Genomic DNA, 18,501 nt, shown 5'->3' with positions numbered 1-18,501 from the left:
CCGTCATATGTTGGCGAAGCCTGCTTAGGATTCCGGGAACGGTTGTCTGCCGCATGCGCCGACACAGCGGGGGTACTCGGCCACAGGCAGCAAGCACAGGTAGCTGTGCCAGTGCACTGCAGCAGGCGGCCATGTTGCATCAGCGGCAAGACAAGGCCAATTCGAACGCGATTAGCTCGGCGTTTGCCGGAGTTCATCAAGCCCTACACACGATGGACCGGCAATGACCGACCTGCAGACTACGACTACGCCGTGCTCAGGGTGGAATACGACGCTGAGCGCGGCATGGATCTCACTTCTTTGTTCCAGCGGTTCCGCCACGACGGCCGCGGACGACTCCTCGACTTAGGCTGCGGCACAGGCCAACTGCCCCTCCCTCTCCCGGGCTACCGTGTGCGCCGACCGCGGCGACGAATCGCCTTGGCCGGGCCGTGTCGGTAGTGGTACTAACGAGTGTCTGGGGCGGCCATTGCCGCAAGACGAGTTGGCTGCGGCCCGTAACCGGTGGAGGCGGTGAACTACGCGAACGGTACCCGCGCAGCCGGCACCCACATTTCCAGTAGAGAAGGGTCAGAGCTATTGGGGCATTGCGTAATGCTTGGAGTTCCATGCAACGAGCATGAAACACAAAATGCACGATCCGCTATAAATTCTCCGCCCCAGTCTGATGCGCCATATACGAAACCGTGCAGTATTTCCCAGGCATGGCGCACAATACAGCGCAGAGGCCTCGAAGCGCGGCAAGGTATTTGTCGCATGGTGCCTGTGCTGCGGCGCAGTCGCCGTAAGTTAACGGCATTGGCCCGGAACCCTGAGGCAAGCCTCGATCGGCCCAGGTCGCTGACCTAATAGCGGTGCAGCAACTCGAAACCACCTGTCGGAGAACGAACTTCGCTCGCACGAAAGGGACTAGCGTATGGGTGTCGATCGAGGTACGGTGATGGCAGCCACGGGGAGTGGCAGATCATGGAGGGAAGGGGCAACAATGAAAACGACCATTCATATAGCCAAATTGACCTATGCGGAACCTGAGGTTGCGACACTGGGTGCAGTGGAGGAACTCACTACCAATGGGGATTGGGTACTGAGTGACGCGGGTGGCGCTTATCGAGGGTGTTGGTCGGGGGGAGACAACGGGTGTGGAAGTAAATAACTCAAGGTGATATTCGAGGACTGAGGCGGGGCTGGTGTGATAGCGACAAATTCCTTTTATGTGGCGGATTACGCCGGCCTTTACGGGCGAGTGGACTTCGATTATGTCGATGAGCCCATTGCTTACACGTGCCTCGCTTATGGCCAAAACAGATTCCAGTCGGAGTCGTTGGGCAGTATTGCTGTGCAACGACTCCGTCCTGGTGTCGAGCCAACGACGACTCTGCGAATGGGGCAGGACTACCTGTTGCTGACTGGGTTGGTGCTTGGGCCGGTGACCACCGACCTGATGGAACAGGTGGTCACCGCGTTGAAAGGCGGCCGCTACACCGATCTGGCGCGTCTGCCCGGCGAGCTTGCCGGATGCCTGGTTACACCGCAGCGGATCTTCCTGTTCCGCAGCGTTGACAGCAACGAAGGTCTGCTTTATCGCCGCGATGGGGCACGGGTCCGCTGGTCGACAGATCCGGCTGATCTCCTGGACCACGGACGGGCCGAGTTCGATCGCGAGACGTTGTGGCGCGTCTGTCGCAGGGACAGCATCTCCGTCTTCCGCAACCTCGTCCCGGTGCACCGGGGTGAGCTCGTCATCCTTGAGTCACACGCCACCACGACAATGCTCTACGATCGAATTACCCCTCTGGAGCTGCCCCGCCGAACCTCGCTAGCCGACTACGCCGAACTGGCGTACGACCTGATCCTGCAAGCAGTTCGGCCATACGCAAACAACGGCCGGATCGGGGTCCTACTCAGCGGCGGACTGGACTCGACGACGGTACTCACCGCTCTGGCCGAAGTTGGTGCCGATGTCGTCGGCTACCACATGGACACCGATGATCGATTGGCCGACGAGTCGCGCTATGCGCGGGCGGCCTGCGAGCACTTGGGGGTGCCGTTCGTGCCGGTCCCGACAGACTGCGGCGACGGTTACCTGTCGAAGGACTGGCACTTCCCACAGCCTTACGCACACTCAGGCTACCGCTGGATGGAACAACTCGCCCAGCGCCTCCATGCCGACGGTGTTACCGTCGCCGCCTGGGGAAGCGATGGCGATGTCATGTTCGGCCCACGCCGACTCGGACTGCATGAGGTCCTTCGCGGTGACCTCACACTTCGGGAGAAGACCGCACTGTGCCGCGGGATGGTCTGCTCGCCTTGGCAACTTCGCCGCATCCTCGCGAGCGTCTTTAACTCGAACTCCGTGCTAGACGCGCGGTTGACCGCTGATACACCAGGCACCGATTTCCTCACGCCGTATCCTGACGTCCCGGATTTCGTGTTTCAGGAAGAGTACGTGCCCAACCTGCACACCCTGGACCTCGCCGTGTGGCGGCCGCGGGGTATCTGGCTGGGCTCACCTTTGGGTGGACGAGAGCTGCGGCGACTCGTGGAGCGCATGCCACAGGTATATCGGCTTATGCCATACCAGGGTCTGCTGATCGAGAAGCCGGTGCTGCGGCTGATTCTGTCCACCCGATTGCCAGCCTTGCTCTGGCGTCGGCAGGGACACGTGTGGCCGGACTCGCCGCACCAGAAGTTCGTTGTGACCCATCCTCAGGTGTTCGCTGATCTGCTTGGCGGACCTGACTCGCACCTGGTCGGGTTTGGAGTGGTCGACCCCGCACGGTTGGCCCGAGTGCTTGCCGAGCCAGCGCTGCTTCGTAGCAATTACGTGGCTCTGACTTGCTCGGCGATGGTCGAACTGTTCCTGAGAGATCACTCACGCCGAACCCGGACCGACGGAACGGAGATTCACAATGCCCGCGCTGCGACTAGCTGACCACGCCGTCTTCGACGACACTGATGGTGCGGGTGTCATCCTCGATACCCGCAGTGGTATTTACTTGAGCCTGAACGCCACCGCCACCCTTATGGTGCGGGCGGCCTTGTCGGTGGACACACTCGCCGAGACGATAGACCGCCTGCGCCAGCAAATCGAGGCCTCCGACGCCATTCTCGAACATGGACTGCGGTCTCTAGCCACACAGCTTGACCAACGCGCTCTGCTGACACCCAAGCAGGGGGACCGCTCGTGACCGATAGACCGTCTGCGGTGGACTGGGAGTACTTCCTCACCGACCTCGATCCGGCGACTAACCCGCCACGAATTCCTTTGCGGCTGCGGCAGTATGCCGTCGCCCGCACCTTCCGTGCTTTGTGGATCTACCGGCGATACGGCTGGGTGCCTGCCCAGCGCTATCTGCAGAAACTTCCTGGCGGCCCAGGTGCTGCGATCCAGACCATCTTGCCCGCCGCCACCGCTATCCGCCTTGCGCGGCGTGAGGTCCTCACCAGCCAGCTCGTCCTGCGTGTTGTCATACCCAACGGACTTTGCCTGCCTCGGTCCTTCGCGTTGGCCACCTACCTATCCGCGCTTGGATTGCCTGCCGAGGTCACGATTGCCAGGCCTCTCACCAGGGTCACCCCGAAAGACGACTTCCACTCCTGGACCGAGTTGTATGGCGTAGTTATCAACGACGAGCCCGATGTGCAGCTGGGGTACCGGGTCCTGCACCGAGTCACGGGATTAAGAGGAGAACCGAGGAGCAGCCGGTGAGCATCGCATAGTCATTACTCTGCCTTGCGTGAATTATGTTGGTGCTCAGCCGAATCGAGCATTCCTATGCTGATTTGATAGGTTTTGCGGCGATCATCGAGGACAGGGCTTCTATTCGGCTACTTCGATGCCGATGCCGATGCAGTTCAGAGAGGGACGAAGGTGGGGGTAATGGCTAACAAGGGCAGCCTGCGAGCGTTGGCATCGCTGGTTCGAGGCCATCGCGGTGCTGTCGCAGTAGCTGTAAGTTTGTCTCTGGTGGGCACTGGTGTGGGTTTGGCTGAACCGCTGCTGGCCAGTGCGACGGTCAGCGCGGCCGCCGAGCACCGGCCATGGGGGTGGCCGGTCGCCGCACTGGTGGTGTTCTTCGTTGCCGAGGCGGTGATCTCGGCGTTGTCGCAATATATGCTCGACCGCACTGGCGAAAACGTGGTCTTGGATCTGCGGATACGGATTGTCGACCGCCTGTTGCGGCTGCCGATCCGCCGCTATGAAGACCACCGTCTCGGCGACCTGCTCACTCGCACCTCCAGTGACACCACTTTGCTGCGCAACACGTTGTCCTCGGTGATGGTACAAACCGTCACAGGAGCATTGTTTGTGGTCGGAGGTGTGATCGCGATGATCCTGCTGGACCCCGTGATGTTCATCATTGTCGCGGTCACCGTCCTCGCTGGAGTGGTACCCGCGGTCGCGGCAACGTCGCGGATCCGGCAAGCGACACTATTGGCGCAGGAAAGCCTCGGAGGGATGGCTGCGGAACTGGAACGCGCCCTCTCAGCGATCCGTACCGTACGAGTCGCCGGCGCCGAAGATCGCGAACGCGACCGCATAGCCGAACCGGCCAGGAAGGCATATCGAGAAAACATATTTGCGGCTCGTCGAACGGCTGTCATCTTTCCAGCAATCACGCTAGCGCTACACGGATCGATGATCGTCGTACTCGTAATCGGCGCCCTGCGGGTATCGACGGGGTCGGTTTCATTAGCGGATCTGGTCGGATTTCTACTCTATGTCAGCTTCATCGTCAGCCCTATCGCCAATCTGGCTTTTGGCGTTGTCGCGATGCATAAAGGCCTGGCGGCTTTACAACGAGTCCAGCAGATTACGGACCTACCGACCGAAATCACAGACCAACCTGGCACGGCAGTACTACCAATCCCTTTACGGTCGGGTGCAGCCGCCGTCGAGTTCCGCAATGTGTGGTTCGGCTACGACCCCGAAACTCCTGTGCTGCGTGGGCTATCGTTCACCGTGCCCGAACATAGCCACGTCGCACTAATTGGACCGTCCGGGGCAGGTAAAACGACGGTACTGGGACTGCTGGCACGGTTCTTTGATGCCAACAGCGGGCAGATACTGATTGATGGTAGAGATATAACCGAGATGAGCCCAGCAGAGTGTCGCTCACGGATCGGTCTGGTAGAGCAGTCCGCGCCGGTCCTGTACGGCACCCTTGAGGAAAACATCCGCTATGGGTGCCCCGACGCCACCATCGACGAGGTCGAGCGCGTGGTTGCGCTCGCCGGACTCCAGGAATTGATCCGAAGACTGCCAGATGGTCTACACACACCTGTCGGAGAGCACGGCAACCTACTGTCTGGCGGTGAACGCCAACGCGTAGCAATTGCCAGAGCACTCCTGCCCAGACCACAACTGCTGCTTCTCGATGAGCCCACCTCTCAGCTCGATTCCGCGAACGAGGCGCTGCTCATTCGCACGATCAATCACATCTCTACAGAGTGCACACTACTGGTGGCCGCGCATCGCGCCTCAACCATCGAAGCAGCGGATGCACGCATCACCCTCAATCAGTCCGCAGAACTTGCGAGCACGCCAACGCCGTAACCCGCCACCCAACATCGCAATATGAATCGGATGTCCCGTTCTCGTACCGGGCTGGTCCATCCCAGCCAACAGCGCCAGGGCCCGCCGAAACAGCGGTAAGATGTTTCCGATGGCCCTCCGTGAGTTCGGAGATCTGTTGTGATGTAGCAGCTTTCGCTGCGGTTGGTGTCGGATGAGTTGTGAGTCTTGGTCGAACAGTTGGTCCGGGAGTTCGCCCCGTGACCGCAAGGCGGTGACACCGCGCCAGTCGGGTGCTCACTGTGGTCGCGTGTACGTGCTGACCAGCGGCTGCGCCTGATGATATCTGCAACCATCTTTCGTGGTCACGGGTTCTCACCGCACACCGTCGATTCACCCGGCGATTGGCTGGTAACCGCAGAAGGTAACGCGGGCCGGCCGTCCACTTGATCACCAACATCGGCTCACACGGCGCAGATCTCGATACGACGTGCGTGCTGGATTCGATCGGTCGGCATGTCGCGAAAGGCATCTGACCTGCCCTTTAAACCCAATACGGAACGCGAGAGCGGAACTTGCGCAACGCCATCAGGGCGACAGCCCAGCCGAAAATCGTGATGGCGATGACGATATACCAGTGGTAAGCCACGACCGGCTGCCCGAGCATCGGTGCCCGAACAATCTCAAGATAGTGATAGGTAGGGATGAGCTCCACTAGTTTTGCGGCTGGCCGGTGGGTGCACTGAAGGTTATTGGTGTCCCAAATAACCGGTGTCAGCAGGAATAATACCAACGTCACACTGCCCAGGATGGGCGCGATGTCGCGGAACCGGGTGGCGAGAATGCCGAACGCAATCGATACCCATGCAGAGTTGAGCACGACCAGTGCCAACGCAGGGAAAGCAAGCAGCGACGACCAGCCCAAATGTCGCCAAGTCCCGAACGCGAACAGCACTATTACGTAGATCACGAGATTATGGCCGAAGAACAATAGATGCCGCCACACAAGGCCGTGTCGTCTACCCCTTGGGGGTATGTGTTCCTACCCCCGGCGCTGCGGCCCCGGCGGGAAAAAGGGAGGTCGGCGCTTTGGTGTCCGCCGGGCGGCCAGCCAAAGAACCGGCGGCGGCGCGAGCTTGTGAGGCAATGACGGTGTTCGGTTCATCAGCGAGGCGGGCCAGGGCGACGCGGCCCGCGTCGGCGGGCCACACGTCCGGGCAACCCACCCCGGCCACGTGGTGGACATACAGCGGTACGCCCTGCACACGCGTGAGCAGCAGCTCACCACCGGACAGCACGGTAGCGCTGTTGTCGCTGTCCACACGCACGCGCCCGTGCTCGTTGGGCTCCACGTCCAGCGGCAGCAGCCGGGCAGTGGTCCGGGTCAGTCGCCACGCCAGCGGCGCACCGCAGCCACGGCAGTAGGTTTCGGTATCGAGTTCCATTGCAGCGCTACCACTCTCGGGACGGGGCCGCCGTGGCGGCCTGGTATCGACGCGACGCGTACCACTCGTGTAGCCACATGTCGCCGCGTGCGGAGTTGCACGACTTGTGCGCCGGGCGCAGGTTCTCCAGCGCGTCGGGGCCGCCCTTGCTGTGCAGGATGAGGTGATCGGCGGTGTTCGCACCGGGCCGCCCGCACAGGTGACACGTCGTGCCGTAAGTCGCCAGGCACAGCAGCCGCAGCGCTTGCGCCCGGCGGCCCGACCAGCTCACGGCCGGACCGATTTGTCGGGCACCGGAGCGAGTCCGGCCGGCTCGGCGGCCACCGGCGGCGGGCCGAGGTACTGGGGTGGCGGGCCGGGCCGCTCGATCGGCCCGCCGACGATGACGTGATCCGGTTCGCCGATCCGATCGGCCAGCGGCAGCAGGCCGGGTCGGGCAATGTTTCCCTGAGGCTTGATCAGCTCTGGAACCTGTAGCAGTTCGCCGCCGTTTTTCGGAGGATCGGTGGTAACCATTCAATTGCTCGTTTCCGTTGTGGTGCATAGATATTTGTCTGATGGATAGAGATCAAGCCTTGCCGGGTAGCCTCCCAGCGCTTGCCTCCCAGTTTTTCCGCTCACCGCCTGCTACCCCAGCGCCGATAGCCCCATGTCCGTTGGGACACAAGGCTTTCGGTATGTCCCACCGTGGTCGATGATCAGTCGATTCGGGTGAGCCGTACGCCGGTTCGCACGGGATTAGTTGAGTGAGCACATACCGGGGGCAGTCGGTTTACGGCGGACTTGCCAGATAGCGCCGTGGAACGGCTCAGCCTGCGTAGGCATCACCCCGGCGGGTAGTGGGTGCCCAGCCGCTACCGGGACCGGTGTCGACCGGTAGCGGCTGGGAGCTGGGATCGGCGCGGCACTCGGCGCAGCGCCACACCGCACCCGTAGGCAGTCGCGGAACGCGTGCCTTCGGATGGAAGGGGCGGCGGCAGTGCGGGCAGCGCGGAAGCGGGTAGTTACGCCGCACCGGGCGGGGCGTCATGGCTTGACCTCACGAGCGGAGGCCAGGGCACGGTCCATCTCGGCAGCGCAGCTGTATCCGAATGCTCGCGCGATGGCGTCGAGTTCGGCGGGCGTGGCGATGGAGTCGTCGGCGTAGCGCGGCGTCATTCGGCACCGCCGGATTCGAGCGCATCGGCCAGCTCGCGCAGCTTGGCCACGGCCAGGGCTACGGGCGGCGCGGCCGGGCCGTCGTCGGCCTGAAACGTGTGAGCCACGACACGGTCCGGGTGGTCCGGGTCGCGGCCGATGGTGATGACGGTCGAGGCGTAATAGACCGCATCCAGCAGTTCTACGGGCGTAGCGTGCCTGCTCACGACAAAGCCCCCTGTTCCCAGGTGGGAAAGGGGGCTCTCGTTAGGTCACGCGACGCGCGTAGGGCCGTTAGGATGCCTGCATGACTCTTAACAACTACGCGCACAACGGTGCGCCGAGTGATAGCGAAATCGCATCGCTCGGCACCGTTTTGGTGCGCCATCAGGGACTCGAACCCCGAACCCGCTGATTAAGAGTCAGCTGCTCTGCCAATTGAGCTAATGGCGCTTGCTCCGTGTTCCGGTGCGGGACAAACTTTAACAGGCCGAGGCGGCAGAAGTGAAATCGCGCTCTGAGCGGGGACGATGCGCGGTTCGGGCGCGGTGTTAACGCCGAACCGGGCAGTTCGGATCTATCCCGTGTAACACCCCTGTGTCGACGCGGTATTTGCGTTGGTGCGAGCTCCTCGCACTGGCAGAATGACCGGACGTGGTCTCGACCGCTCCGCGGGCACGGCGGGTTGAGCTGTAGGGACTTGAAACGGGGTTGAGATGAGCGTTGGTCGAGGTCGGCGTCGGTGGATACGACATATCACCGCACCTGTCGTGGTGTTCGCGGTGGCCGGACTGGTGTTGTCGGGGTGCTCGTCGTCGAAGACGCCGGATGCGTCCACGGTCGCGATCGACCGTAACCCGCTGCTCGAGCTCATCAAGCCGAAGTTGTTGTCCCCGATCAAGGATGGCGAGATGGGGGTCTCGCCGGGGGTGCCGCTGGCCTTCCAGGTCGAGGACGGCAAGTTCACGAACGTCACCCTGATGAATGCGCAGGGTCAGCCGGTGGGCGGCGGCAAGCTGGCCGCCGACGGCCGGTCGTGGGAGACCACCGAGGTGCTCGGTTACGGAAAGCCGTACCGGCTCAAGGCCGATGCGATCGGTCTCGGCGGCGCCAACTCGACTGTGTTGAGCTTCACCACCAGCTCCCCGGACAGCCAGACCAAGCCATATCTGCTGCCGGGCGAGGGTGAGGTGGTCGGTGTGGGCCAGCCGGTCGCGGTGCAGTTCGACGAGACGATTCCGGACCGCAAGGCCGCCCAGGATGCGATCAAGATCACTACCGAGCCGGCTGTCGAGGGCGCGTTCTATTGGGTGAACAATCGTGAGGTCCGCTGGCGTCCGGAGAATTTCTGGGCGCCTGGGACCAAGGTCACGATCAATGTGAACGTGTATGGCCGTGATCTCGGCAACGGGCTGTTCGGCCAGGACAACATCCAGTCCTTCTTCACCGTCGGCGACGCGACCATCTTCACCGCCGACGACAACACCAAGCAGGTGACGGTCGAGCAGAACGGTCAGGTCATCCGGACGATGCCGACCTCGATGGGCAAGAACAGCACGCCCACCGACAACGGCATCTATATCGTCAGCGACCGGCTCGAGAAGATCATCATGGACTCCTCGACCTACGGCGTGCCGGTGAACTCGCCGGACGGTTACAAGACGCCGATCGACTTCGCGACCCGAATCTCCTACAGCGGCATCTTCTTTCACTCCGCGCCGTGGTCGGTCGGGCAGCAGGGCTACAGCAACACCAGTCACGGTTGCCTGAACCTGAGCCCCGCGAACGCGCAGTGGGTGTATCAGAACGCCAAGCGCGGCGACATCACCATCATCAAGAACACCGTCGGCGGAACCCTTTCCGGCGTAGACGGTTTGGGCGACTGGAACATCCCGTGGCCGGTGTGGAAGGCGGGTAACGCCGACCCGCGTTGAGCCGCAACGTCAACGGGCCACCAGTGTGAACTGGTGGCCCGTTTGCTGTCGGTGGATCAGGGGAGCATGTTGCAGCCCAGGTGCGCGTCGCCGATGATGGCCAGCGCGCTGCCGGTGGCGATGCACGCCAGTTTGCTGCCGGATCCGGTGCCGACGAGCCCGCCCGCCGACCCGCTGGACGCCGAACCGGAGTCCGGCATGCCGGGCAGCCCGATGCCCGCGGCCGCGGTCCCGGTAGCTCCGGTGAAGAGGGTGGCGCCGAAGAAAGCTGCGATTACCGCGGAACGCATCACGACCTGTGTCTTTCTGGTCAAACCGGGGTGATGCTCCAGCGGCACCGCCCACGCGCCGCAGTCTACGGACGGGGTGCGCGATCCGTCCCGCAATCGGAAGAAGGATGTTTCACATTGTGATGTGGGCGGTGAGGCACCACCGGGCAAATGAAAAAGCCCGGGTCGGAGATTTCTCTCCGACCCGGGCCCCTCAGGGTGACCGACGGGACTCGAACCCGCGACAGCCAGGATCACAACCTGGTGCTCTACCAACTGAACTACGGTCACCATCACCGGATGAATACCGGCGCCGTCGATATTAGCGTGTCACCCCTTCGTCTCCCTAATCGGTTTCCGGCGAGGCGTTGACCTGGGCCGATTCGGCGGCCGTCGCGGCGCTGCTGATCTCGGCGGCGACCGCGGCGATCTCGGTGGTGGACGGTCCGGGGGCGGCGACGAACGCGGTGCGGCGGTAGTACTCCAGCTCGCGGATGGATTCCTTGATGTCGGCCAGGGCGCGGTGGGCCAGGCCCTTCTCCGGCTGGCCGAAGTAGATGCGCGGGTACCAGCGGCGGCACAGCTCCTTGATCGAGCTGACGTCGATCATCCGGTAGTGCAGGTGGGTGTCCAGCGCCGGCATGTCGCGGGCGATGAAGCCGCGGTCGGTGGCGATCGAGTTACCGGCCAGCGGCACGGTGCCCGGGGTCGGCACGTACTGCTTGATGTAGTCGAGGATCTGCTGCTCGGCCTCGGCCATGGTGACAGTGGAGCGGCGCACCTCCTCGGTGAGCCCGGAACGCGCGTGCATGTCCACGACCACCTGCGGCATGGCGGCCAGCGCCGCGTCGTCGGCATGGATCACGACATCCACACCCTCGCCGAGGATGTTGAGATCGCTGTCGGTGACAAGCGCCGCCACCTCGATCAGCTTGTCGCTGTCCAGGCGCAGCCCAGTCATCTCACAATCCATCCACACCACATATTTATCCGACACGGCAGCAACATTAGCTCTGTCTGATTTGTGACGCCTGTAGCGCGGCGTGATTGCGGCCCGCTTCCTGGGTGGGAGGCGCACAACGGGCACTTGCGGGGATACAGTTTCTGCAGATCGGCACAGGCGTTTTCGGTACGACAGCAAACACTGCGTAATGCAGTTCGAGTCTGATCAGACGGAGGATCGTGCGATGACAACCCCCCAGGAGAAAGCGGCCGCTGCGCGGAAGGCTGCGGAGGAGGCGGCGAAAGTCGCTGCGGAGGCGGCGGCTGCCGCGGAGGCCGCGGAACGTGAGCTGGCCGAGCAGGAGACGGGCGACAGCGGGAAGGCGAAGCAGAAGGCCGAGAGTGCCGCTGCCAAGGCCGACGAGACCGCCGCTGCCGCCGCCGAAGCCGCGAGCAAGGCGGAGCAGAAGACGGCGGACGCGGGGGAGGGCGCGAAGCCGGGCACGGGGTCGGCCGCCGCGCAGGAGATCGCCGCCGGGTACGCGTTCGACGGGGTGGCGCTGGAGCTGGGCACCGTCGTGGTCGATGGCGAGGTGGATCCCGCTGCGCGCGTACGCATTCCGATGCGGACGATGAACCGGCACGGCCTGGTGGCCGGCGCGACCGGCACGGGTAAGACGAAGACGTTGCAGGGCATCGCCGAACAGCTGTCCGCCGCAGGCGTTCCCGTGGTGCTCGCCGACATCAAGGGCGACCTGTCCGGCCTGTCGCAGCCGGGCGCGGCCAACGACAAGCTGAGCGCGCGCGCCGCGGAGACCGGCGCCGAGGACTGGAAGCCGACCGGCTTCCCGACCGAGTTCGTCTCGCTCGGCACCAACGGCATCGGCGTCCCGATCCGCGCGACCATCACCTCGTTCGGCCCGGTGCTGCTCAGTAAGGTGCTGGGGCTCAACGAGACTCAGGAATCCACGCTCGGCCTGATCTTTCACTGGTCGGACACGAACGGCCTCGCGCTGCTCGACCTCAAGGACCTGCGCGCGGTGATCACGCACCTCACCAGCGCCGAGGGCAAGGAAGACCTGAAGGGCATCGGCGGCGTCTCGGCGGCCACCGCGGGCGTCATCCTGCGGTCGCTGGTGAACCTGGAGGCCGACGGCGGCGACACGTTCTTCGGTGAGCCGGAACTGGATCCGAGCGATCTGGTGCGGGTCGCGGGCGGGCAGGGCGTGATCACGCTGTTCGAGCTGGGTGCGCAGGCGGCGCGGCCGGTGATGTTCTCCACCTTCCTGATGTGGGTGCTGGCGGATTTGTTCCAGACGCTGCCGGAGGTGGGTGACGTGGACAAGCCCAAGCTGGTCTTCATCTTCGACGAGGCGCACCTGCTGTTCGCGGACGCGTCGAAGGCGTTCCTGGACCAGGTGGAGCAGACGGTCAAGCTGATCCGCTCCAAGGGCGTCGGTGTGTTCTTCTGCACCCAGTTGCCCACCGATATCCCGAATCAGGTGCTGTCCCAACTGGGTGCGCGCATCCAGCACGCGCTGCGCGCCTTCACCCCGGACGATCAGAAGGCGCTGTCCAAGACGGTGCGCACCTACCCGAAGACCAGCACCTACGACCTGGAGAAGGCGCTCACCTCGCTCGGCACGGGCGAGGCCGTGGTGACCGTGCTTTCGGAGAAGGGCGCGCCGACTCCGGTGGCGTGGACCAGGATTCAGCCGCCGCGCTCGCTGATGGACACCATCGGCGACGACGCGATCAAGTCGCGGGCGCTGTCGAGTTCGTTGCACAGCAAGTACGGCCAGACCATCGATCGGGAGTCGGCGTACGAGATCCTGGCGGCGAAAGTCGCTGCGGCAGAACAAGCTCCGCAGTCTGCCCCGGCCCCCGGCCGCTCGCCGAAGGAAGCGGACACCACCGCCGAGCGCATCATGAAGAACCCCGCGGTCAAGAGCTTCCTGCGTTCCGCGGCCACCGCCGCCGGCCGTGAGATCAGCCGCAGCATCTTCGGCACCCGGAAGCGCTGACCGCCGCACACCTCTCGATTTCCCGCACAGGGGATCGCATGCAATTCCCTGTGCGGGAGGTCAGAAGGTATGCGGCTGCGGTCAGCTCGCGTCGCGGTCGAGGAGGGTGGGCTCGCGGCGGACGAGTTGTGCGTAGTGGCCCTCGCGGACCGCGATGACCCGGGTGCGCGGGGAGCCGTGCTGGTAGGCGCCGGTGCACGGCACGGCGAGCAGCTCGCCCGGGCGCAGATCGGCGGGGAGCCGTGCGTCGGTGGCGAGGATGACGTCCCCGGCCCGGCCCGCGACGGTCGCGCTCACCAGCGACCCGGCCGCCCGCCGATTCGCGACCATCACGCCCGCGAAACTCCCTGTCCTGGTGCGGGTCTCGCTATCGATGACAACGGACACATGCCCGCCGTCGCTGTGCTTGACCGACAACACCCGATACAACGTCACCCCGGCCCGCGCCACGATCCCGCGCCCCGGCTCCAGCGCGATGTTCGGCCGCGGGAAATGCTGCCGCGCGCACGCCGCGTCCAGCGCGTCCTCGATGATCGCGGACAGCTCGGCGAGATTCATCTCGGCGTCCCCGTTGCGGTAGGCGATCGCATGCCCGCCACCGAGATCGAGATCGGTCAGAATCCGATCGTGGTCGTGCCGGACCAGCGCCATCTCGGCGACCATCCGCCGGATCGCCTCGCCGTAGTGATCGGGGTTGTAGATCTGCGAGCCGAGATGGCAGTGCAACCCGATCAGCTCGAGCATCGGCGTGTCCAGCACCTGCGCCACGGCCGCGGCGGTGGCGTCGCCGAGCGGGAACCCGATCGGCTCGGCCGAGTCGCACTCGACACCGGGGCACACCCGCAACAGCACCCGCTGCGGACGGGTGGCGACGGACGCGAGCAGGTCGATCTCGGCGAGCGAGCCGACCACGATCCGGCCGACCCGCCGGGCTACCGCGGTCGCCAACGTCTCACGGGATACGCCATTGGCGTGCAAGATGATCCGCCGTGGTTCGACCCCGGCGTCGAGCGCGGCGGTCAGCTCGCCGAACGAGCACACCGCGACCGAGAGTCCTTCTTTGGTGATCCAATCCGCCACCGCACCGACCAGCAACGCCGTTGCCGCGTAGGCGATCTCGGCCTCCGGAAAGGTCTTGCGATAAGCGCGGCAGCGCTGCCGGACCTCGCGCTCGTCGAGCACCCGCGCGGCGGTGCCGTACGTTTCGGCGATATCGGTGAGCGCGACGCCACCGACGACGATCCGCCCCTCGGCGTCATACCGGGCCTCGGCGGGCCATACCGCGGAATCCAGGTGTGCGGCCGTTCCCGGCCGAGTCGGCGAGAAGAAGTCCACAAGCGTCACGGGTGCTCTCCTGATCCGCTCCCCGCTTTCTCCATCTGCGGGGCCTACCAAGAACTACGCCGACCAGCCCGGCGCCGGTAGCCCGCTTAGCGCAACGTTGACCACCGCCGACCTGATCTTGACGGATCACTGACACGCCGGGGCCGCGCGGCTGCCGCGCGGCCCGCGTCGTTCAGCTCACCAGCCGATGTCGCGGCACATCAGATCCGCGACCGTCTCCCGGCGCACCAGCTCCCGGCACTGCCCGTGCCGCACGGCCACGATCGGCGGCCGGCCCACGCTGTTGTAGGACGAGGCCAGGCTGTGGTGGTACGCGCCGGTGCACGGCACCGCGAGCACCTCGCCGGGCCGCAGGTCGACCGGCAGTTGCACGTCGGTGGCCAGGATGTCGCCGGCCTCGCAGAACCGTCCGGCCACGGTCGCGGTCATGCTGGCGCAGGTCGGGTGCCGGTTCGCCACGACGACGCTGTAGCGCGCGCCGTACAGCGCGACGCGCGGGTTGTCGCTCATGCCGCCGTCCACCGTGACGTAGGTGTGCCCGCCCTCGATGTGCTTGACCGACAGCACCCGGTACAAGGTCACCCCCGCGTGCGCGACGATCGCCCGGCCCGGCTCCAGCGCGATCTGCGGGCGCGGAAAGTGCTGGCGCGCGCAGGCCGCGTCGAGGGCGTCCTCGATGATGGCGGCCAGGTCGCCGAGGTTCATCTCGCCGTCGCCGGTGCGGTAGGCGACCGCGTGCCCGCCGCCGAGGTCCAGCTCGGTGAGCACGTGCCCGTGCTCCTGGCGGACCCGCGCCATCTCCGCGACCACCCGGCGCACGGCCTCGCCGTAGTGGTCCGGGTCGCTGATCTGTGAGCCGAGGTGGCAGTGGAAGCCGACCAGGTTCAGCTTCGGCTGGCGCAGAATCCGCGCGACCGCCTCCGCGGCGGTGTCGCCGCCGAGCGGGAAGCCGAACTTCTGATCGGTGACCCCGGTGCGCACCGCGGGATGCCCGTGCACGTCGATGCCGGGGGACAGGCGCAGCAGCACCTTCTGCGAGTCGGTGACCAACGCCGAGAGCAGCGTGATCTCGGCCAGCGAGTCGACCACGATCCGGCCGACCCCGGCCTTGATCGCGGCGGTCAGTTCGTCGAACGATTTTCCGTTGCCGTGCATGATGATTCGCTGCGGCAAGACGCCGGCGGCCAGCGCGATGGCCAGCTCGCCGGAGGAGCACACGTCCACCGACAGGCCCTCCTGGGAAACCCAGTTGGCGACCGCGCGGATCATCAAAGCCTTACCCGCGTAGATGATCTCGGCCTCGGGGAACGCCTTGCGGTAGGCCCGGCAGCGCTCCCTGACCTCGCGCTCGTCCAGGACATAGGTCGGAGTGCCGTACTGATCCGCGATGTCGGCCAGGGCCACCCCGCCGATCGTGATCCGGCCCGCGTCGTCGTAATGCGTGTCGCGCGGCCATACGGCCGAGTCGAGGCGTGAGGGCATCCCCGACTTCAGCGACGGGAAGATTTCCAGCAGCGTCACGGTGTCTCCTGTGTGCGCCCCCGCTATTCCGTAGGCGGGGCCGCTGTCAGGACTACGCCGCTTTCCTCTTGGGCAAACGTCCAGCTTACGACTGCTTGACGACCGGGAGCCCGATCTTGACGGATCCCTGACCCGGCGGTGACGGGCGTCTCTAGCTGCCGAGCTTTTTGTAGAACTTGCCCGCGATCGGCGCGGTGACGGCACGCGGACCGTACTGCCCCGCCACGCTCATTCCCTTGCTGATCAGGCCGGGGACCACGCGCATCTTGTTGCGCGCCAGCGCGTCGATGGACACCTTCGCGGTGTACTCCGAGGACACCCACATGAAGTCGGGCACCAGCCGGTCGACGATCGAGGCGTCGGCCGGATCCGGCACGTCGGTGCGCACCGGGCCGGGGGCGAGCAGCGTGACGTTGACGCCCGATCCCTTCAGCTCGCCGCGCAGCGACTCGGAGAAGGTGTTGGCGAACGCCTTGCTGGCCGCGTACGTCGCGTTGTTGGGGATCGGCATGTTCCCCGCCGCCGACCCGCTGATCAAGATGCCGCCCCCGCCGCGGGAGATCATCCCCGGCAGCACCGCGAGCGTAAGGTCGTGCACCGCAACCGCGTTCAGCTCCATCTGGGCGCGCTCGTAGTCGAAATCCAGCTCGGCGACCGCCCCGAAGGTCGCGATCCCGGCGTTGTTGCACAGGATCGCGATATCGCGCGCCGACAGCTCCTCGACCAGCGCCCCGCGCTGCGCCCGGTCGGACAGATCCACCGCCCGCACCTCCGCGGTGATCCCGTGCGCCAGCGTCAATCGCTGCGCCAGCTCGGTGAGCACGTCGCCGCGGCGCGCGACCAGAATCAGCGAATAGCCGCGCGCGGCCAGGTCGGCGGCCAGCGCGGTGCCGATGCCGGAGGAGGCGCCGGTGACGACCGCGCGGTTCTCGGAAGTGGGGGAGGGCAGGCTCACGCGAGGGAGCCTAGCGGGTCAGTCGAGCCGGTCGATGGCGGCGATCTCGGTCGGGTCGGGCGAGCGGACGGGCAGCAGCGCGATCAGGCCGACGGCGAGCACCAGGATGATGCCTATGATGCCGGCCCGGTCGTTGTCGAAGAACCAGACGAACAGGCCGAAGAAGGTGGGCGCGAGGAAGGAGACGGCGCGGCCGGTGGTGGTGTAGAGGCCGAAGAGCTGGCCTTCGCGCCCAGGCGGGGCGAGGCGGGCGAGGAAGGAGCGGGCGGCGGATTGGGCGGGGCCGACGAAGACGGTCAGCAGCAGGCCGAAGATCCAGAACATCAACGGGCCGGAGACCACCAGCAGGGCGACGCCGCAGACGATCATCGAGGCCAGCGAGACCACGATGACGATCTTCGGCCCGCCGCGGTCGTCGAACCGGCCCGCGACGATCGCGCCAAGCGCCGCAACCACATTGGCGGCGATGCCGAACAGCAGCACGTCGGAGTCGGCGATGTCGTACACCCGGACCGCAAGCACCGCACCGAAAGTGAACACCCCGGCCAGTCCGTCGCGGAAGACCGCGCTGGCGATCAGGAATCCGGCGGTGCGCCGATCGGTCACCCAGAGCTCGCGCAGGTCGCGGAACAGCACCCGGTAGGAGGCGAAGAAGCCCGCGTTGGCCGCGCCGGGATCGGCGTCGGTGCGCGGCAATTCGGGCACCGCGAACAACACCGGCAGCGCGAACGCGGCGAACCAGACCGCCGCCACGATGGCGACGAGACGGATGTTGAGCCCGTCGTCGGTCGGGATGCCGAGCAGCCCGCGACTGTCGCCGCTGCCGGAGATGAAGCCGAAGTAGCAGATCAGCAGCAGGAAGATGCCGCCGAAATAGCCCATCGCCCAACCGAATCCGGACACCCGCCCGACGGTCGCCGGGGTCGACACCTGACGCAGCATGGCGTTGTAGGGCACGCTGGCCAGCTCGAAGAACGCGGAACCGAACCCGAGCAGCAACAGCCCCAGCCACAGATAGTGGTAGTCGTCGTGCACGAAGAACATCAGCGTCATCGACGCGATGCAGAGTCCGGTCAGAACCGCAAGGGAGCGTTTACGTTTCGCGGACGCGTCGAACCGCTGCCCGCTGACCGGCGCGGTCACCGCGACCACCAGCCCCGCGAGCCCGAGCGCCCAGCCGAGCCAGGCGCTCGGCGACACCCCGCCCGGGAGATCGTCGCCGACCTTGTCGGTCAGATACACGGAGAACACGAAGGTCAGGATCACCGCGTTGAACGCCGACGATCCCCAGTCCCAGAAGCCCCACGCCACCACTTGCCCGCGCCCGGCGGCCTGCCCGACAGTCGCCCGCGCGTCTACCTCACCCATGCCGCGCAGCCTAGTGTGATTTCCCCCTCGGAACGGGTCCAACACCG

General features: G+C 65.3%; 17 protein-coding genes, 2 tRNA genes and 1 pseudogene. 6 read left to right on the top strand and 14 right to left on the bottom strand.

The window, feature by feature from the left end; translation table 11 throughout:
- The first annotated feature begins 1,381 nt into the window (after positions 1-1,381).
- The 4 genes from F3087_RS18875 to F3087_RS18860 all read left to right on the top strand — a co-directional run bounded on the left by F3087_RS18875 (position 1,382) and on the right by F3087_RS18860 (position 5,557).
- Complete coding sequence (locus F3087_RS18875) at positions 1,382-2,932, top strand: asparagine synthase-related protein (protein WP_150403283.1); 1,551 nt, start codon at positions 1,382-1,384, stop codon at positions 2,930-2,932.
- Entirely contained in the window at positions 2,910-3,188 is a 279-nt protein-coding gene (locus F3087_RS18870; RefSeq protein WP_150403282.1) for a PqqD family protein, read from the top strand. Before F3087_RS18875 ends, F3087_RS18870 begins: the two co-directional genes overlap by 23 nt.
- Before the next feature lie 17 nt (positions 3,189-3,205).
- Positions 3,206-3,709 (top strand): lasso peptide biosynthesis protein, encoded by a 504-nt coding sequence (locus F3087_RS18865; RefSeq protein WP_191094032.1) that lies wholly within the window; start codon positions 3,206-3,208, stop codon positions 3,707-3,709.
- 171 nt (positions 3,710-3,880) lie between these two features.
- Entirely contained in the window at positions 3,881-5,557 is a 1,677-nt protein-coding gene (locus F3087_RS18860) for an ABC transporter ATP-binding protein (protein WP_150403280.1), read from the top strand.
- Positions 5,558-6,059: 502 nt separating this feature from the next.
- Here F3087_RS18860 and F3087_RS18855 read toward each other — a convergent pair.
- From F3087_RS18855 to F3087_RS18835, 7 genes and pseudogenes are all read right to left on the bottom strand, one after another.
- Positions 6,060-6,524: pseudogene (locus tag F3087_RS18855) on the bottom strand (ABC transporter permease); the annotation flags it as partial.
- Positions 6,525-6,534: 10 nt separating this feature from the next.
- Entirely contained in the window at positions 6,535-6,960 is a 426-nt protein-coding gene (locus F3087_RS18850) for a hypothetical protein (protein WP_150403278.1), read from the bottom strand.
- A gap of 7 nt (positions 6,961-6,967) precedes the next feature.
- Positions 6,968-7,231 carry an HNH endonuclease gene (locus tag F3087_RS46620; RefSeq protein WP_223885185.1) on the bottom strand — a complete coding sequence of 88 codons (264 nt, stop codon included), beginning with the start codon at positions 7,229-7,231 and terminating at the stop codon, positions 6,968-6,970.
- A complete protein-coding gene (locus F3087_RS46615) occupies positions 7,228-7,476 on the bottom strand; it encodes a hypothetical protein (protein ID WP_223885184.1) in 249 nt (82 codons plus the stop codon). The genes F3087_RS46620 and F3087_RS46615 overlap by 4 nt, the downstream gene beginning before the upstream one ends.
- A 510-nt stretch (positions 7,477-7,986) precedes the next feature.
- On the bottom strand, positions 7,987-8,118 hold the full coding sequence (locus tag F3087_RS47135; protein ID WP_263407216.1) for a hypothetical protein: 132 nt from the start codon (positions 8,116-8,118) through the stop codon (positions 7,987-7,989).
- Positions 8,115-8,324 carry a hypothetical protein gene (locus F3087_RS18840; RefSeq protein ID WP_150403276.1) on the bottom strand — a complete coding sequence of 70 codons (210 nt, stop codon included), beginning with the start codon at positions 8,322-8,324 and terminating at the stop codon, positions 8,115-8,117. The genes F3087_RS47135 and F3087_RS18840 overlap by 4 nt, the downstream gene beginning before the upstream one ends.
- A gap of 150 nt (positions 8,325-8,474) precedes the next feature.
- Positions 8,475-8,550, bottom strand: a tRNA-Lys gene (locus F3087_RS18835).
- Positions 8,551-8,813: 263 nt separating this feature from the next.
- Between F3087_RS18835 and F3087_RS18830 the strand changes: the two genes are divergently transcribed.
- The gene (locus F3087_RS18830) at positions 8,814-10,031 is read left to right on the top strand and encodes a L,D-transpeptidase (protein ID WP_150403275.1); all 1,218 of its coding nucleotides are present in this window, start codon (positions 8,814-8,816) and stop codon (positions 10,029-10,031) included.
- 56 nt (positions 10,032-10,087) lie between these two features.
- On the opposite strand, the gene F3087_RS18825 is transcribed toward F3087_RS18830, so the two are convergent.
- From F3087_RS18825 to orn, 3 genes are all read right to left on the bottom strand, one after another.
- Positions 10,088-10,321, bottom strand: a complete 234-nt coding sequence (locus F3087_RS18825) for a hypothetical protein (RefSeq protein ID WP_150403274.1) — start codon at positions 10,319-10,321, stop codon at positions 10,088-10,090.
- A gap of 197 nt (positions 10,322-10,518) precedes the next feature.
- A tRNA-His gene (locus F3087_RS18820) sits at positions 10,519-10,591 on the bottom strand.
- Between the two features lie 55 nt (positions 10,592-10,646).
- Positions 10,647-11,297: an oligoribonuclease gene (gene orn, locus F3087_RS18815; protein WP_150403273.1), complete on the bottom strand. Its 651-nt coding sequence runs from the start codon at positions 11,295-11,297 to the stop codon at positions 10,647-10,649.
- Between the two features lie 190 nt (positions 11,298-11,487).
- On the opposite strand from orn, the gene F3087_RS18810 reads away from it, so the two are divergent.
- Positions 11,488-13,266 carry a helicase HerA-like domain-containing protein gene (locus F3087_RS18810; RefSeq protein ID WP_191094031.1) on the top strand — a complete coding sequence of 593 codons (1,779 nt, stop codon included), beginning with the start codon at positions 11,488-11,490 and terminating at the stop codon, positions 13,264-13,266.
- Positions 13,267-13,347: 81 nt separating this feature from the next.
- Here F3087_RS18810 and F3087_RS18805 read toward each other — a convergent pair whose 3' ends face one another.
- The 4 genes from F3087_RS18805 to F3087_RS18790 all read right to left on the bottom strand — a co-directional run bounded on the left by F3087_RS18805 (position 13,348) and on the right by F3087_RS18790 (position 18,454).
- A complete protein-coding gene (locus tag F3087_RS18805) occupies positions 13,348-14,610 on the bottom strand; it encodes a diaminopimelate decarboxylase family protein (RefSeq protein WP_223885183.1) in 1,263 nt (420 codons plus the stop codon).
- A gap of 177 nt (positions 14,611-14,787) precedes the next feature.
- Positions 14,788-16,131, bottom strand: coding sequence for a diaminopimelate decarboxylase (gene lysA, locus F3087_RS18800; RefSeq protein ID WP_150403271.1), 1,344 nt, complete (start codon positions 16,129-16,131; stop codon positions 14,788-14,790).
- Between the two features lie 151 nt (positions 16,132-16,282).
- Positions 16,283-17,086: a mycolate reductase gene (gene cmrA / locus F3087_RS18795; RefSeq protein ID WP_150403270.1), complete on the bottom strand. Its 804-nt coding sequence runs from the start codon at positions 17,084-17,086 to the stop codon at positions 16,283-16,285.
- Between the two features lie 18 nt (positions 17,087-17,104).
- Entirely contained in the window at positions 17,105-18,454 is a 1,350-nt protein-coding gene (locus tag F3087_RS18790) for an MFS transporter (protein WP_150403269.1), read from the bottom strand.
- Between the last annotated feature and the right edge of the window lie 47 nt (positions 18,455-18,501).

Source organism: Nocardia colli (assembly GCF_008704205.1).
GTDB lineage: Bacteria > Actinomycetota > Actinomycetes > Mycobacteriales > Mycobacteriaceae > Nocardia > Nocardia colli.
The sequence above is the reverse complement of the archived record's forward strand: the minus strand, read 5'-3'. Positions and strand labels throughout refer to the sequence as shown.